Origin of the sequence: Pseudomonas mandelii (assembly GCF_024138395.1) — a bacterium.
Classification (GTDB): domain Bacteria; phylum Pseudomonadota; class Gammaproteobacteria; order Pseudomonadales; family Pseudomonadaceae; genus Aquipseudomonas; species Aquipseudomonas mandelii_E.
Genome location: NZ_JAMYDU010000005.1, coordinates 123678 through 137997 on the forward strand (window position 1 = coordinate 123678; position 14320 = coordinate 137997).

Sequence of the window (14320 nt, forward strand, 5' to 3'; positions counted from 1 at the left end):
TGCAGACCATGACTGAGTCCGTTCTTGACTACATGACCCGTTTGGGTCGCGCCGCCCGCGAAGCTTCTCGCGTGATCGGCCGTGCCAGCACCGCGCAGAAAAACCGCGCCTTGCAGGCGGCGGCCAATGCGCTGGACGCTGCACGCGCGGAGCTGACCGCAGCCAATGAACTGGATTTGGCTGCCGGCCGCGCCAATGGTCTGGAGCCTGCTCTGCTGGAACGCCTGGCACTGACCCCGGAGCGCATCGACGGCATGATCGTCGGTTTGCGTCAGGTCGCGGCACTGCCCGACCCGGTCGGTGCGATCCGCGACATGAGTTATCGCCCGTCTGGCATCCAGGTCGGCAAGATGCGCGTGCCCTTGGGCGTAATCGGGATCATCTACGAATCACGGCCGAACGTGACCATCGATGCCGCCAGCCTGTGCTTGAAGTCCGGCAATGCGACCATCCTGCGTGGCGGTTCCGAGGCGATTCACTCCAACCGTGCTATTGCCGCCTGCATCCAGCGCGGCCTGGCTGAGGCCGATCTGCCGGCCGCGGTGGTGCAAGTGGTCGAAACCACTGACCGCGCCGCCGTCGGCGCGCTGATCACCATGCCGGAATATGTCGACGTCATCGTGCCCCGTGGCGGTCGTGGCCTGATCGAACGGGTCAGTCGCGATGCCCGCGTGCCCGTCATCAAGCACCTGGACGGCATCTGTCACGTCTACGTCAGTGCCCACGCCGATCTGCCGAAAGCCCAGCGCATCGCGTTCAACGCCAAGACTTACCGTTATGGCATCTGCGGTGCCATGGAAACCTTGCTGGTGGATGAATCGGTTGCCAAGGAGTTCCTGCCGTCGATGGCTGCCCAGTTCCGCGAAAAAGGCGTCGAACTGCGCGGTTGCGAGCGAACCCGGGCAATCATCGAGGCCGTTGCGGCCACTGAGGAAGACTGGCACACCGAATACCTGGCGCCGATCCTCTCGATTCGCGTGGTCGAGGGTCTGGATCAGGCCATCGAGCACATTAACCAGTACGGCTCCCATCACACCGATTCGATCGTCAGCGAAAACCTGGCCGAAACCCGGCGTTTCGTGGCTGAAGTCGATTCGTCCTCGGTCATGATCAACACCCCGACGTGCTTCGCCGATGGCTTCGAATACGGATTGGGTGCCGAGATTGGCATTTCTACTGATAAGCTGCACGCCCGCGGCCCGGTGGGCCTCGAAGGTCTGACCTGCGAGAAGTACATCGTGGTCGGTGACGGTCAGTTGCGCGGCCAGGAGTCGCTCTGACTTGGGCGACCTCGACCCGTCAGCCCAAGTGACCGCCAGCGAGTCCCAGCCTCGACGCATTGGCGTACTGGGCGGGACCTTCGACCCGGTGCACATCGGCCATTTGCGCGGTGCGCTGGAAGTCGCCGAATCGCTGGCGCTCGATGAGTTACGTCTGACACCCAGCGCCAGGCCGCCTCATCGCGGTACGCCGCAGGTGTCGGCGAAGGACCGTCTGGCGATGGTCAAGTGCGCGGTGGCCGGTGTGCCACCGTTGGTGGTGGACGCCCGCGAATTGCAGCGGGACAAACCGTCCTACACCATCGACACCCTGGAACTGATGCGCGCCGAATTGGCCGCCCCAGACCAGGTTTTTCTACTTTTGGGCTGGGACGCATTTTGCGGCCTGCCCACTTGGCATCGCTGGGAAGAGTTGCTCCAGCATTGCCACATCCTGGTGCTGCAACGCCCGGATGCCGACAGCGAACCGCCGGATGCCTTGCGCAACCTGCTGGCAGCGCGCTCGGTGAGCGACCCGCTGGCCCTCAAAGGGCCGAGCGGACAGATTGCATTCGTCTGGCAGACGCCGCTCGCGGTATCCGCCACCCAGATCCGTCAACTGCTGGCCAGCGGTAAGTCGGTACGTTTCCTGGTGCCCGACGCGGTCCTGGCCTACATCGATGCGCACGGACTCTACCGTGCGTCGAACTGAAAAAGGGCGCGCTTCAAGGCACGTGAACGCGTGTATCGAAGCGCCCGAACACACGAGCAAAACGAGTTTTATATGACTGACAAAGACGTAAACAAAGTAAAGCGCAAAGGCACGTTCAAGAGCGCTCCGCTGCCAGTAGTGGCCAGTACCGGCCCGGAACTGCGCGGCGAAGAGCTGGTCAAGGTTGCCGTAGCGGCCCTGGAAGACGTCAAGGCCCAGGATGTTCTGGTGATCGACGTTCGTGAAAAGCAGAGCATCACTGATTTCATGATCATCGCTACCGGTACTTCCAACCGCCAGATCGGCGCGATGCTGGATAAGGTCCGCGAGGCGGTCAAGGCTCAGGGCGTCAAGCCGTTGGGTGAAGAAGGCAAGGGCGACAGCGACTGGGTGTTGCTGGATATGGACGATGTCATCGTGCACATGATGACTGCCAGCGCTCGCCAGTTCTATGACCTGGAGCGTTTGTGGCAGGGTGCCGAGCAGAGCCGTGCCGGCAGCGCCGCGCACCATAGCCCGGAAAACACCCATGAGCATTTCATCAAGCTCAACAAAGACCAGCAATAAGGGACCGCTGTGCGACTGCGACTGATCGCCGTCGGTTCACGCATGCCCAAATGGGTGGAAGAAGGCTGGCATGAATATGCCAAGCGTCTTCCATCCGAGCTGGCGCTGGAACTGGTGGAAATTCCGCTCAACACCCGCGGCAAGAACGCCGACGTGGCGCGCTTTATCCGTCAGGAAGGCGAAGCCATGCTGGCCAAGGTCGGGCCGAACGAGCGTATTGTCACCCTCGAAGTCCACGGCAAGCCCTGGAGCACCGAGCAACTGGCGGTCGAACTCGATCGCTGGCGGCTGGACTCGCGCACGGTGAATTTCATGGTCGGTGGCCCCGAGGGGCTGGCGCCGGAAGTCTGTGCCCGGGCGGATCAACGCTGGTCGTTGTCACCGTTGACGCTGCCGCACCCCTTGGTGCGGATTCTGATCGGCGAACAGCTGTATCGTGCCTGGACAGTCCTGTCCGGCCACCCTTACCACAAGTAGTTCTGCCCTCATGCCCCAGCCGATCCGCATCAAGGACCACGAAAAAGACGCCCGTCTGGTGCGTGGCCGCGTCGTGTTCGGGGCCATTGCAGTAGTGGTGCTGATTGGCGTGCTGATCGCGCGGTTGTATTTCCTTCAGGTGATCCAGTACGAGTACCACTCGACCCTGTCGGAAAACAACCGCGTCCATGTGCAGCCGATTCCGCCGACTCGCGGGTTGATCTTCGACCGCAATGGCGTGGTGGTGGCCGACAACCGGCCGAGCTTCAGCCTGAGCATGACCCGCGAGCGCTCCGGCAACTGGCAGCAAGTGCTCGACGTGATCGTCGAGGTGCTCGAGCTGACGCCCGAAGACCGGGTGATTTTCGAGAAACGCATGCGTCAGGGGCGCCGGCCGTTCGAACCGGTGCCAATCCTGTTCGAGCTGACCGAAGAGCAGATCGCCCGCATCGCGGTGAACCAGTTCCGTCTGCCCGGTGTGGAAGTGGTCGCGCAACTGGTGCGTCATTACCCGCAGGGTGCGCACTTTGCGCACTCGGTGGGTTACATGGGGCGGATCAACGAGAAAGAGTTGAAGTCGCTCGATCCGGTCAACTACAGCGGCACCCACCACATCGGCAAGACCGGCATCGAGCGTTTCTATGAGGCCGAGTTGCACGGTCAGGTGGGTTACGAGGAAGTCGAAACCAACGCACGAGGCCGCGTATTACGCGTACTCAAGCGTACCGATCCGATTCCCGGCAAGGACATTGTCCTGAGCCTGGACATCAAATTGCAGGAAGCCGCCGAAGCCGCGCTGGGTGGTCGCCGTGGCGCGGTCGTGGCGCTGGACCCGAACACCGGCGAAGTGCTGGCGATGGTCAGCCAGCCGAGTTTCGACCCGAACCTGTTCGTCACCGGCATCAGCTTCAAGGCCTATGCCGAGCTGCGTGATTCCATCGACCGGCCGCTGTTCAACCGCGTGTTGCGCGGCCTGTACCCGCCGGGCTCGACGATTAAACCGGCGGTGGCGATTGCCGGCCTGGATGCGGGCGTGGTCACGGCGTCGTCCCGGGTCTACGACCCCGGTTACTACCAGCTGCCCAACTACGATCACAAATACCGTAACTGGAACCGTACCGGCGACGGTTATGTGGATCTGGATACGGCGATCATGCGGTCCAACGACACCTACTTCTATGACCTCGCGCACAAGTTGGGGATTGATCGGTTGTCGGCCTACATGAGCAAGTTCGGCATTGGCCAGAAGGTCTCCCTCGACATGTTCGAAGAGTCGCCGGGATTGATGCCGACCCGGGAATGGAAGCGCGCGACCCGTCGTCAGGCCTGGTACCCGGGCGAAACGCTGATTCTGGGGATCGGTCAGGGCTACATGCAATCCACTCCGTTGCAGTTGGCCCAGGCCACGGCGCTGGTGGCCAACAAGGGTGTCTGGAATCGCCCGCATTTGGCCAAGACCCTCGAAGGAGCGAAGCCGGTGGACGAAAATCCGATGCCGGACATCATCCTGCGCGATCCGTCGGACTGGACCAGGGTCAACCACGGCATGCAGCAGGTAATGCATGGTGCCCGCGGTACCGCGCGCAAGGCCGCGATCGGTTCGCAATACCGGATCGCCGGCAAAAGTGGTACGGCTCAGGTGGTCGCGATCAAGCAGGGCGAGAAGTACGACCGCTCCAAGGTTCAGGAACGCCACCGCGACCACGCCTTGTTCGTTGGCTTCGCGCCGGCCGAAAATCCGAAAATCGTAGTGTCGGTGATGGTCGAGAACGGCGAGTCCGGCTCCGGCGTCGCCGCGCCTGTGGTGCGTCAAGTCATGGACGCCTGGCTCCTGGACCAGGATGGCCGACTGAAAGCCGAATACGCCAGCCCTATCAGTGCGGAGGCTACGGCCCGTGAATAGTAATTTCGATCGCATTCTCTCCAGCGAGGATGTGATGCGTCGCCGCGCGACGCTGTTGCAACGCATGCACATCGACGGCCCGTTGCTGATCCTGCTGCTGACCCTGGCGGCCGGCAGCCTGTTCGTGCTGTATTCGGCCAGCGGCAAAAGCTGGGACCTGCTGGCCAAGCAAGCCACTTCCTTCGGCATCGGCCTGGTGTCGATGATCGTCATCGCCCAGTTCGAGCCGCGCTTCATGGCCCGCTGGGTGCCCGTCGGTTACGTGATCGGCGTGCTGTTGCTGGTGGTGGTGGATGTCATGGGCCACAACGCCATGGGCGCCACGCGCTGGATCAACATTCCCGGGGTGATCCGCTTCCAGCCCTCGGAATTCATGAAGATCCTGATGCCGGCAACCATCGCCTGGTACCTGGCCAAGCGCTCCTTGCCGCCACAGCTCAAGCATGTAGGCGTAAGTCTGTTTCTGATCGGGTTGCCATTCATCCTGATCGTGCGTCAGCCCGACCTCGGCACTTCGCTGCTGATTCTCGCCGGTGGCGCGTTCGTGCTGTTCATGGGCGGGCTGCGCTGGCGCTGGATTCTCAGCGTGATCGCCGCGGCTGTGCCGGTGGCCATCGGCATGTGGTACTTCATCATGCACGACTACCAGAAGCAGCGAATCCTGACCTTCCTCGACCCCGAGAGCGATCCGCTGGGCACGGGCTGGAACATCATTCAGTCGAAAGCCGCCATCGGTTCCGGCGGCGTGTTCGGCAAAGGCTGGTTGCTTGGCACTCAGTCGCACCTGGACTTCCTGCCGGAAAGCCACACCGACTTCATTATTGCGGTGCTGGGCGAAGAATTCGGCCTGGTGGGCATCTGCGCACTGTTGCTGATTTACCTGCTGCTGATCGGTCGTGGGCTGGTGATTACCGCCCAGGCGCAGACATTGTTCGGCAAATTGCTCGCGGGCAGCCTGACCATGACGTTTTTTGTTTACGTTTTCGTCAACATCGGTATGGTCAGTGGCCTGTTGCCGGTTGTGGGGGTGCCGTTGCCGTTCATTAGCTACGGAGGAACTTCGTTGGTGACGCTACTGTCAGCGTTTGGGGTTTTGATGTCGATCCATACCCATCGTAAGTGGATCGCACAGGTTTGAATAAGGTGAAGATTTCAATGCAAGTAATGCGTGGCTGGGCGACTCGATACGCACCGTGGGTCGGCCTGGTAAGCATCCTTGGTACCGCGCAGCAAGCGTGGGCCGGCGATTACGAAGGCTCGCCCCAGGTGGCCGAGTTCGTCGGTGAAATGACCCGCGACTATGGCTTTGCCGGCGAACAGCTGATGGGCGTGTTCCGCGAAGCCGAGCGCAAACAGTCGATTCTGGACGCGATCTCCAAGCCCGCCGAACGGGTTAAACAGTGGAAAGAATATCGCCCGATGTTCATCACCGATGCGCGCATCGCCCGTGGTGTGGACTTCTGGCGTCAACACGAAGCGGTGCTGGCGCGTGCCGAGCAGGAATATGGCGTGCCGGCGCAGGTAATTGTCTCGATCATCGGCGTCGAGACCTTTTTTGGTCGAAATACCGGCAATTTCCGGGTGATCGATGCCTTGTCGACCTTGGGTTTCGACTATCCTCCCCGGGCCGAATTCTTCCGCAAGGAATTGCGTGAATTCCTGCTGCTGGCCCGTGAAGAGCAGGTCGACCCGTTGACCCTCAAAGGCTCCTACGCCGGGGCCATGGGCTTGCCGCAGTTCATGCCGAGCAGTTTTCGCGCCTATGCGGTGGATTTCGACGGTGACGGCCACATTAATATCTGGACCAACCCGATTGATGCCATCGGCAGCGTTGCCAGTTATTTCAAGCGTCACGGTTGGGTTGCCGGCGAACCTGTGGTCAGCCGCGCCGATGTGCGTGGCGATCAGGTAGACGAAGGTTTGACCGCAGGCATCGAGCCGACGAAAACCGTCGGGGAGTTGCGGGCGCTGGGCTGGTCGAGTCATGATGCGCTGCGCGATGATATGCCGGTCACGGCTTTCCGCCTGGAAGGTGACAATGGCCCTGAATACTGGATGGGCCTGACGAATTTTTACGCAATCACGCGTTATAACCGCAGCGTGATGTACGCCATGGCCGTACATCAACTGTCTGAACAGCTAGTCCAAGCACGGGGCGTCAAGTAATGCGGGCATTGCCTATGAATAAACCCCTGAAGCTCATGGCATTCGCCGCGTTGACGGTCCTGGTCGCCAGTTGTTCGACCAGCCGCGCGCCGGCTCAGAAGTCCCCGACCGCCGTTCGTTCGGCACCTGGCCTGGATATCAACCGGGCTCACAAGGATGGCGCACCCTGGTGGGACGTCGACGTATCGCGCATCCCGGATGCCACGCCGACCCTGCACAGCGGTCCTTATAAAGCCAACCCGTACACTGTGCTGGGCAAGACTTACTTCCCGCAGCAGGAATCCAAGACCTATGTCGCATCGGGCACGGCGTCCTGGTACGGCACCAAATTCCACGGCCAGAACACCGCCAATGGCGAGGTTTACGACTTGTACGGCATGAGTGCCGCGCACAAGACCTTGCCACTGCCCAGTTACGTTCGGGTGACCAATCTGGACAACAACAAAACCGTGATCCTGCGGGTCAACGACCGCGGGCCGTTCTATTCGGACCGCATCATCGACTTGTCCTATGCCGCCGCCAAAAAGCTCGGTTATGCCGAAACAGGCACGGCGCGGGTCAAGGTCGAAGGCATCGACCCGCAGCAATGGTGGGCAGCCAAAGGCCGTCCGGCGCCCTTGATGCTCAACGAGCCGAAAGTCGCGCAAAATAGCGCCCCGGTGCTTACGGCATCGGCCGGCACCGTCGAGCAATGGACCCCGCCGCCGCAGCAACACGCCGCGGCCGTTGTGCCCGTGCAGATCGATGCAAAAAAAAACGCTTCTGTACCAGCCTCTGGCCAGTATCTGCAGGTGGGCGCGTTCGCCAACCCGGACGCTGCAGAACTCCTGAGATCGAAGCTCAGCGGGATGGTGAGCGCTCCGGTGTTCATCAGCTCGATCGTGCGTAACCAACAGACACTGCATCGGGTGCGCCTGGGGCCGATCGGCTCGCCGGGTGAAATCCAGCAGGTGCAAAACAGCGTGCGGCTGGCCAATCTCGGTTCGCCGAGCCTGGTCAGCGCCGAGTAATACCTGGTTCTTGTTTGACGGTTCGCTTGCAGTTTGGGGGGCGAACCGGGTTGTTGGCTCGTTGAAGAACAAAAGCCCGGCAAGGGTTGCAGAGTGAGCAACTGAACACGCGACAACTTTTTAGAGAGTTGTCTGATTAGTTTTGCCCTAGGGCAGTTTCCATTAGCGATTTCGAGAGACGGATGAACATCACCACCTTTGCCAAACGCCTGTGCCTGCTAGTCCCGCTGCTCCTCTCGCCTGCCGCTTTCGCGGTCGAGATGATGCCGTCGCCACCGCAACTGGCCGCCAAAGCCTACGTACTCATGGACGCCAGCAGCGGCAACGTGCTGGTAGAGAACAACGGTGACCAACGTCTGCCGCCGGCCAGCCTGACCAAGCTGATGACCGCTTACCTCGCGACCCTGGAAATCCGTCGCGGCCAGATCGGCGAAAACGATCCGGTGACCGTCAGCGAGAACGCCTGGCGTACCGGCGGTTCGCGGATGTTCATCAAAGTCGGCACGCAGGTGACTGTCAGCGACCTGCTGCACGGCATCATCATTCAGTCGGGTAACGACGCCAGTGTTGCGCTCGCCGAGCACATCGCCGGCAGCGAAGACGCGTTCGCCGACATGATGAACAAAACCGTGGCCGACCTGGGCATGACTAACAGCCACTTCATGAACCCGACCGGCCTGCCGAATCCGGAGCACTACTCGTCGGCTCACGACATGGCGGTGCTGGCTCGCGCGATCATCCACGAAGACCCGGCTCACTACGCGATCTACTCGCAGAAAGAGTTCTTCTGGAACGGTATCAAGCAGCCTAACCGCAACCTGCTGCTGTGGCGTGACAAGACCGTCGACGGTCTGAAAACCGGTCACACCGACGAGGCCGGCTACTGCATGGTGTCTTCGGCCGTGCGTGATGGCATGCGCCTGATCGCCGTGGTGTTCGGCACCAACAGCGAAGTGGCTCGCGCCTCCGAAACCCAGAAACTGCTGACCTACGGTTTCCGCTTCTTCGAAACCCAGACCTTCTATCAGAAAGGCGCCGAGCTGGCTCAGGCACCTGTCTGGAAAGGCACGACCAATCAAGTCAAGGCCGGCCTGGCTCAAGACCTGACCATGACCTTGCCAAAAGGCCAGCTGAAAAAGCTCGCTGCCAGCATGACTATGACCCCGCAACTGATCGCGCCAATCGCCAAGGGCGATGTGATCGGTAAAGTCGAAGTGAAACTGGACGACAAAGTGGTGCATAGCGCCGACCTGATCGCTCTGGACGCGGTCGACGAGGGTGGTATCTTCCGCCGCATGTGGGATAGCATCCGTCTATTCTTCTACGGCTTGTTCAACTGAATTAGTGTGGACCTGCATGGCCCCGTTCCGATCCGGAGCGGGGCCATGTCCGTTGCCACGGCTTACGAGGCCGTTACGCCATGACAGACACTGAAGTAAAGGCGCCAAAAATCGAATTCCCCTGCGCGGATTACCCGATCAAGGTAATCGGCGACACAGGCGTGGGTTTCAAGGACACGATCATCGCGATCCTTGAGAAACATGCGACCGTTGACCACAACACCTTTGCCGAACGGCAGAGTACCAACGGCAAGTACACGACCATCCAGTTGCACATCATCGCCACCGGCCAGGAACAGCTGTACGACATCAACAGCGAGTTGCGGGCTACCGGTTTCGTGCACATGGTGCTGTGATGTCTGGCGCGGTGGGCTTTCGCGAGCTCGGTCAGATGGCTTACGAGCCGGTCTGGCATGCCATGCAGCGCTTCACCAACGAACGCGGCAGCGATGCCGCTGACGAGATCTGGCTGGTGGAACATCCGCCGGTATTCACCCAGGGCCAGGCCGGCAAGGCTGAACACCTGCTGCTGCCCGGGGATATTCCGGTGGTAAAGGTCGACCGCGGTGGTCAGGTGACTTATCACGGCCCCGGCCAACTGGTGGCCTACCTGTTGCTGGATGTGCGCAAGCTGGGGTTCGGCGTGCGTGACCTGGTCAGCCGCATGGAGCAATGCCTGATCGAGCTGCTGGCCAGCTATGGCGTGACCGCGGTGGCCAAGCCGGATGCACCGGGTGTCTATGTCGATGGCGCAAAAATCGCTTCTCTGGGTCTGCGGATCCGCCACGGTTGCTCCTTTCATGGCCTGGCCCTGAACGTGGATATGAACCTGGAACCGTTTCGACGGATTAATCCCTGCGGCTACGCCGGGCTGGCGATGACCCAGCTGCGCGATCACGCAGGATCGATTGAATTTGCCGAGGTAAGTGCCCGGCTGCGCGCGCAGCTCGTCAAACACCTCGACTATGCTGAGCAGACGACCCTAACGGGCGGAATCGACTGATATGACTACTGATGCAGTGCAAACCATGATCCCGACGCTCGATGTCACCGAGCGTCCGGCCCCGCGTGCCAAGGTTGAAGCCGGCGTCAAGCTGCGCGGCGCCGAGAAGGTTGCACGCATCCCGGTGAAGATCATCCCGACCACTGAACTGCCGAAGAAACCCGACTGGATTCGCGTGCGCATCCCGGTTTCCCCGGAGGTCGACCGCATCAAGGCCCTGCTGCGTAAACACAAGCTGCACAGCGTTTGCGAAGAAGCGTCCTGCCCGAACCTGGGCGAGTGCTTCTCCGGCGGCACCGCGACCTTCATGATCATGGGTGACATCTGCACCCGTCGCTGTCCGTTCTGCGACGTCGGCCATGGTCGTCCGAAGCCATTGGACGTCAACGAGCCGGAAAGCCTGGCCATCGCCATCGCCGACCTCAAACTGAAGTACGTCGTAATCACCTCGGTAGACCGCGACGACTTGCGTGACGGCGGTGCCCAGCACTTTGCCGACTGCATCCGCGAAATCCGCAAGCTGTCGCCGAACGTTCAGCTCGAAACCCTGGTCCCGGACTACCGTGGCCGCATGGACGTCGCGCTGGAAATCACCGCCGCCGAGCCACCGGATGTGTTCAACCACAACCTGGAAACCGTGCCGCGCCTGTACAAGGCTGCGCGTCCGGGTTCGGATTACCAGTGGTCGCTGACCCTGCTGCAACGCTTCAAGCAGATGATGCCGCACATTCCGACCAAGTCCGGTTTGATGCTGGGCCTGGGCGAAACCGACGAAGAAGTCATCGAAGTCATGAAGCGCATGCGCGAACACGACATCGACATGCTGACTCTGGGCCAGTACCTGCAACCGTCCCGCAGCCACTTGCCGGTCCAGCGCTTCGTGCACCCGGACACCTTCGCCTGGTTCGCCGAGGAAGGTTACAAAATGGGCTTCAAGAACGTCGCTTCCGGTCCGCTGGTACGTTCCTCGTACCACGCTGACGAGCAGGCGAAACTGGTCAAGGCCGAGCTGATGTCGTCCTGATCTGCTGTTAAAAATGAGACGCGCCCGCAAGGTTTTTCAGCCTTGCGGGCGTTTTTTTGCCTTGCTCACGGCAATTACAAACTTTTCCTGCAACCTGCGGGGCGATGGAGCCTCTTCTGTTTGTCCCCGTTCCTGACTACTGTGTGTTGAAGTTTTCACGCAGGGAGATTCATGGATGACTGCTCGACCGACCCACACCCTTTGTCCTCATGCCCCCGTTCCGGCCTTGCCGCCTGCAGGGCTGATCGGCGTGATCGCGCCCGCCGGCCCCGCAGCACTGGATACCGATAAAGCCATTGCCTGGATGCGCGCTCGCGGCTATTCGCTGCGAGTGTTTCCCGGCGTTTATGAGCAAGAGGGTTATCTGGCCGGCAGCGATGATGTGCGGCTCAATGACTTGCACGGCGCATTCGCCGACAGCGAGGTCGATGCCATCATCTGTCTGCGTGGCGGTTACGGTACGCCGCGTTTGCTCGATCGCATCGATTTCGAATTACTGCGCAACAACGCCAAGCCGTTTATTGGCTACAGCGACGTCACTGCGCTGCACTCGGCCATCAGTCGTTATGCAGGGTTCGTGACCTTCCATGGTCCGATGCTCAACGCCGACCTGCTGGGTGACAAGCAGCAACCCACCGAGTTCTCGTTTTTCAACATGCTGCGCGGGCAGGTAAAGGCGGGCAGTGTGCTTTCTCACCCGGTGGCCTGGCCGTTGACCACAATCGAGCCTGGCATCGCTCACGGGCGGCTACTGGGGGGCAATTTGTCGATGATCGCCGCGACCATGGGCACGCCTTACGAGATCGATGCCGAGGGCGTCATTTTGTTCATCGAGGACATTAACGAGCCGCTGTACCGCATCGATCGGTTGCTGACTCATTTGCGTCTGGCCGGCACGCTGCACAAGCTGCGCGGGGTTCTGGTGGGGGATGTGGCGGGGGTCGATGTTTCTGCGCTGGAGAGGTTGCTCAAGCAGACCTTTGCTCCTTTGCGGATACCGGTACTGGCTGGATGGCGTAGCGGGCATTGCGATCCGAATTTGACGCTGCCGATGGGCGCGCTGGTCAGGCTGGATGCGGGGGACAAGACGTTGGTGTTGGAGCAGGATGTGGTGATCAAGCGGTAGTTCGTTAGCGCCTGATAGTCAGTCTTCGCGGGCAAGCCTCGCTCCTACAGGGTACGTTGATCACGCAATCTCCGTAGGGGCGAGCAGTGCGGCGATCCGACTTGCCCGCGAAGCTTCTAGCGGCTACGCAACCCTTCCAGCAACTTGTGCGTCGGATAACCATCCGCCGGCCAGCCAAAGAACTGCTGGGCAGCGCGGATAGCTTTGCGGGTATTGGCGCCGATAATCCCGTCGGCGGTCCCCGCGTCGTAGTTCTGCGCGCTCAGCAGGTTTTGCAGCTCGATTCGCTCGGTACGGCTCAGCGGCAAGTCATCTTTGGGCCATAGACCGCTGATCAGGCCACCGCCATTGAAACGCTCGGACAACAGGCTAACGGCCAAGGCATAGGACGAAGAGTTGTTGTACTTGAGAATCGCGCGAAAGTTATCGAGGACCAAAAACGCCGGGCCGCGATAGCCTGCCGGTAGCAGCAGGGCGGCCGACAGATGTTCGGAACCTGCCGGAACCTGGGCGCCATTGGGCAGGGTCACCCCCAGTTGTCGCCACTCGGCAACGCTCTTGCGAATCGTGCCATCGGCCAGGGCGTAATTGAAGTTGCTCGGCAATTGCGCTTCGAAGCCCCAGGGCTGGCCTTTCTGCCAGCCAGAGCTTTGCAGGTAGTGCGCGGTCGAGGCCAATGCATCCGCGGAGCTGTTCCAGATGTCGCGGCGGCCATCGCCGTCGAAGTCTACGGCGTGGGTGTTGTAGGTGGTCGGAATGAACTGGGTCTGACCCATGGCGCCAGCCCAGGAACCGAGCATTTTCTCGGGGGCGATATCGCCCTGTTGCAGAATTTGCAGGGCCGCGATCAGCTGCGCGTGGGCAAAGCCCGGACGTCGACCTTCATAAGCCAGGGTCGCCAGGGAATTGATCACCGACTTGCTGCCCTGGAACTGACCAAAGTTACTTTCCATGCCCCACACCGCGACCAATGCCTGGCGGTCGACACCGTAGCGCTGCTCGATGCTTTGCAGGATGTCGGCGTACTCGCTGACCAACGCCTGACCTTTGCGCACCCGTAGCGGCGACAGCGCCCCGTCGAGGTACTCCCACACCGGGCGAGTAAATTCCGGTTGGCTGCGGTCGGCACGGATCACGCTGTCGTCCACGCTGACATTGGCAAAAGCACGGTCAAACAGGTCGGCGCGGATGCCGGCGACGAGGGCGTCTTTACGGAAACCCGCCTGCCATTCGGCAAAGGTCTGGGTTGGCTGGATGTCGAGATTTTCACCGGTCGGCACCACCGGCGGAATGATCGCAGGGGCCGTCGCAACGGTGCGAGTCTGAAGCGGTTGCGCGTCGGCGGCGGTGGGTTTTTCCGCGCAGGCGACAAGCAGAATGAGGCTGGAGGCAGCTATCAGTTGGCGAAGAGGCCAACGACGGGAAATACAAAGGGGCATGCACAGGTCCAGAGGATACGAATCAGGTGCAGACCTTAACATGTTGAGCGATGGCTTGCCTTTCAGGCCGCCAGAAAGTAAGAAGCCTCCCAGCTATTAGACTGGAAGGCTTCGCGGCGGTAGCTGCCTTTGCCCTTGCCGGCTCGTTCCTGACGGCTGCGGAACAGTGGCTGGGCGATGATGGATTTGGCCTTGTTGGGGCCATGCTTGGATGGCTTTTTGCTCATGATGATCTCTCGCAAGTGAGTGGGTTTTGCGGGGGGAATAATCTGCTGAAGTAGGGATTCTGTCTAG

At 60.9% G+C, this 14320-nt stretch carries 15 protein-coding genes; 13 read left to right on the plus strand and 2 right to left on the minus strand.

Translation table 11 applies throughout. The features are described 5' to 3' along the window. Positions 1–8: 8 nt before the first annotated feature. The 13 genes from NHU87_RS11065 to NHU87_RS11125 all read left to right on the plus strand — a co-directional run bounded on the left by NHU87_RS11065 (position 9) and on the right by NHU87_RS11125 (position 12587). Positions 9–1280 carry a glutamate-5-semialdehyde dehydrogenase gene (locus NHU87_RS11065; RefSeq protein ID WP_253548224.1) on the plus strand — a complete coding sequence of 424 codons (1272 nt, stop codon included), beginning with the start codon at positions 9–11 and terminating at the stop codon, positions 1278–1280. A 1-nt stretch (position 1281) separates the two neighbouring features. Further along, positions 1282–1971: a nicotinate-nucleotide adenylyltransferase gene (gene nadD, locus NHU87_RS11070; protein WP_253548226.1), complete on the plus strand. Its 690-nt coding sequence runs from the start codon at positions 1282–1284 to the stop codon at positions 1969–1971. Between the two features lie 72 nt (positions 1972–2043). Further along, the gene (gene rsfS, locus NHU87_RS11075) at positions 2044–2538 is read left to right on the plus strand and encodes a ribosome silencing factor (protein WP_253548228.1); all 495 of its coding nucleotides are present in this window, start codon (positions 2044–2046) and stop codon (positions 2536–2538) included. 9 nt (positions 2539–2547) lie between these two features. Continuing rightward, positions 2548–3015, plus strand: a complete 468-nt coding sequence (rlmH, locus tag NHU87_RS11080) for a 23S rRNA (pseudouridine(1915)-N(3))-methyltransferase RlmH (protein WP_003185785.1) — start codon at positions 2548–2550, stop codon at positions 3013–3015. A gap of 10 nt (positions 3016–3025) precedes the next feature. Next, positions 3026–4918 carry a penicillin-binding protein 2 gene (gene mrdA / locus NHU87_RS11085; RefSeq protein ID WP_253548230.1) on the plus strand — a complete coding sequence of 631 codons (1893 nt, stop codon included), beginning with the start codon at positions 3026–3028 and terminating at the stop codon, positions 4916–4918. Positions 4919–4952: 34 nt separating this feature from the next. Then, a complete protein-coding gene (gene rodA, locus NHU87_RS11090) occupies positions 4953–6056 on the plus strand; it encodes a rod shape-determining protein RodA (protein WP_253548529.1) in 1104 nt (367 codons plus the stop codon). A gap of 17 nt (positions 6057–6073) precedes the next feature. Continuing rightward, positions 6074–7084, plus strand: a complete 1011-nt coding sequence (gene mltB / locus NHU87_RS11095) for a lytic murein transglycosylase B (RefSeq protein WP_253548232.1) — start codon at positions 6074–6076, stop codon at positions 7082–7084. Continuing rightward, a complete protein-coding gene (locus NHU87_RS11100; protein ID WP_253548234.1) occupies positions 7084–8094 on the plus strand; it encodes a septal ring lytic transglycosylase RlpA family protein in 1011 nt (336 codons plus the stop codon). The genes mltB and NHU87_RS11100 overlap by 1 nt, the downstream gene beginning before the upstream one ends. Positions 8095–8276: 182 nt before the next feature. Then, positions 8277–9434, plus strand: a complete 1158-nt coding sequence (locus NHU87_RS11105) for a D-alanyl-D-alanine carboxypeptidase family protein (RefSeq protein ID WP_253548236.1) — start codon at positions 8277–8279, stop codon at positions 9432–9434. Positions 9435–9514: 80 nt separating this feature from the next. Further along, positions 9515–9790, plus strand: coding sequence for a DUF493 domain-containing protein (locus NHU87_RS11110; protein ID WP_253548238.1), 276 nt, complete (start codon positions 9515–9517; stop codon positions 9788–9790). Next, complete coding sequence (gene lipB / locus NHU87_RS11115; protein ID WP_253548240.1) at positions 9790–10437, plus strand: lipoyl(octanoyl) transferase LipB; 648 nt, start codon at positions 9790–9792, stop codon at positions 10435–10437. Before NHU87_RS11110 ends, lipB begins: the two co-directional genes overlap by 1 nt. 1 nt (position 10438) lies before the next feature. Further along, a complete protein-coding gene (gene lipA / locus NHU87_RS11120) occupies positions 10439–11461 on the plus strand; it encodes a lipoyl synthase (RefSeq protein WP_007946663.1) in 1023 nt (340 codons plus the stop codon). A 175-nt stretch (positions 11462–11636) separates the two neighbouring features. Further along, positions 11637–12587 (plus strand): S66 peptidase family protein, encoded by a 951-nt coding sequence (locus NHU87_RS11125; RefSeq protein ID WP_253548242.1) that lies wholly within the window; start codon positions 11637–11639, stop codon positions 12585–12587. A 116-nt stretch (positions 12588–12703) separates the two neighbouring features. Here NHU87_RS11125 and NHU87_RS11130 read toward each other — a convergent pair whose 3' ends face one another. Both NHU87_RS11130 and arfA read right to left on the minus strand, forming a co-directional pair. Then, entirely contained in the window at positions 12704–14026 is a 1323-nt protein-coding gene (locus NHU87_RS11130) for a lytic murein transglycosylase (protein ID WP_253548244.1), read from the minus strand. Between the two features lie 62 nt (positions 14027–14088). Beyond that, the gene (gene arfA, locus NHU87_RS11135; protein WP_003176285.1) at positions 14089–14253 is read right to left on the minus strand and encodes an alternative ribosome rescue factor ArfA; all 165 of its coding nucleotides are present in this window, start codon (positions 14251–14253) and stop codon (positions 14089–14091) included. Positions 14254–14320 lie beyond the last annotated feature (67 nt).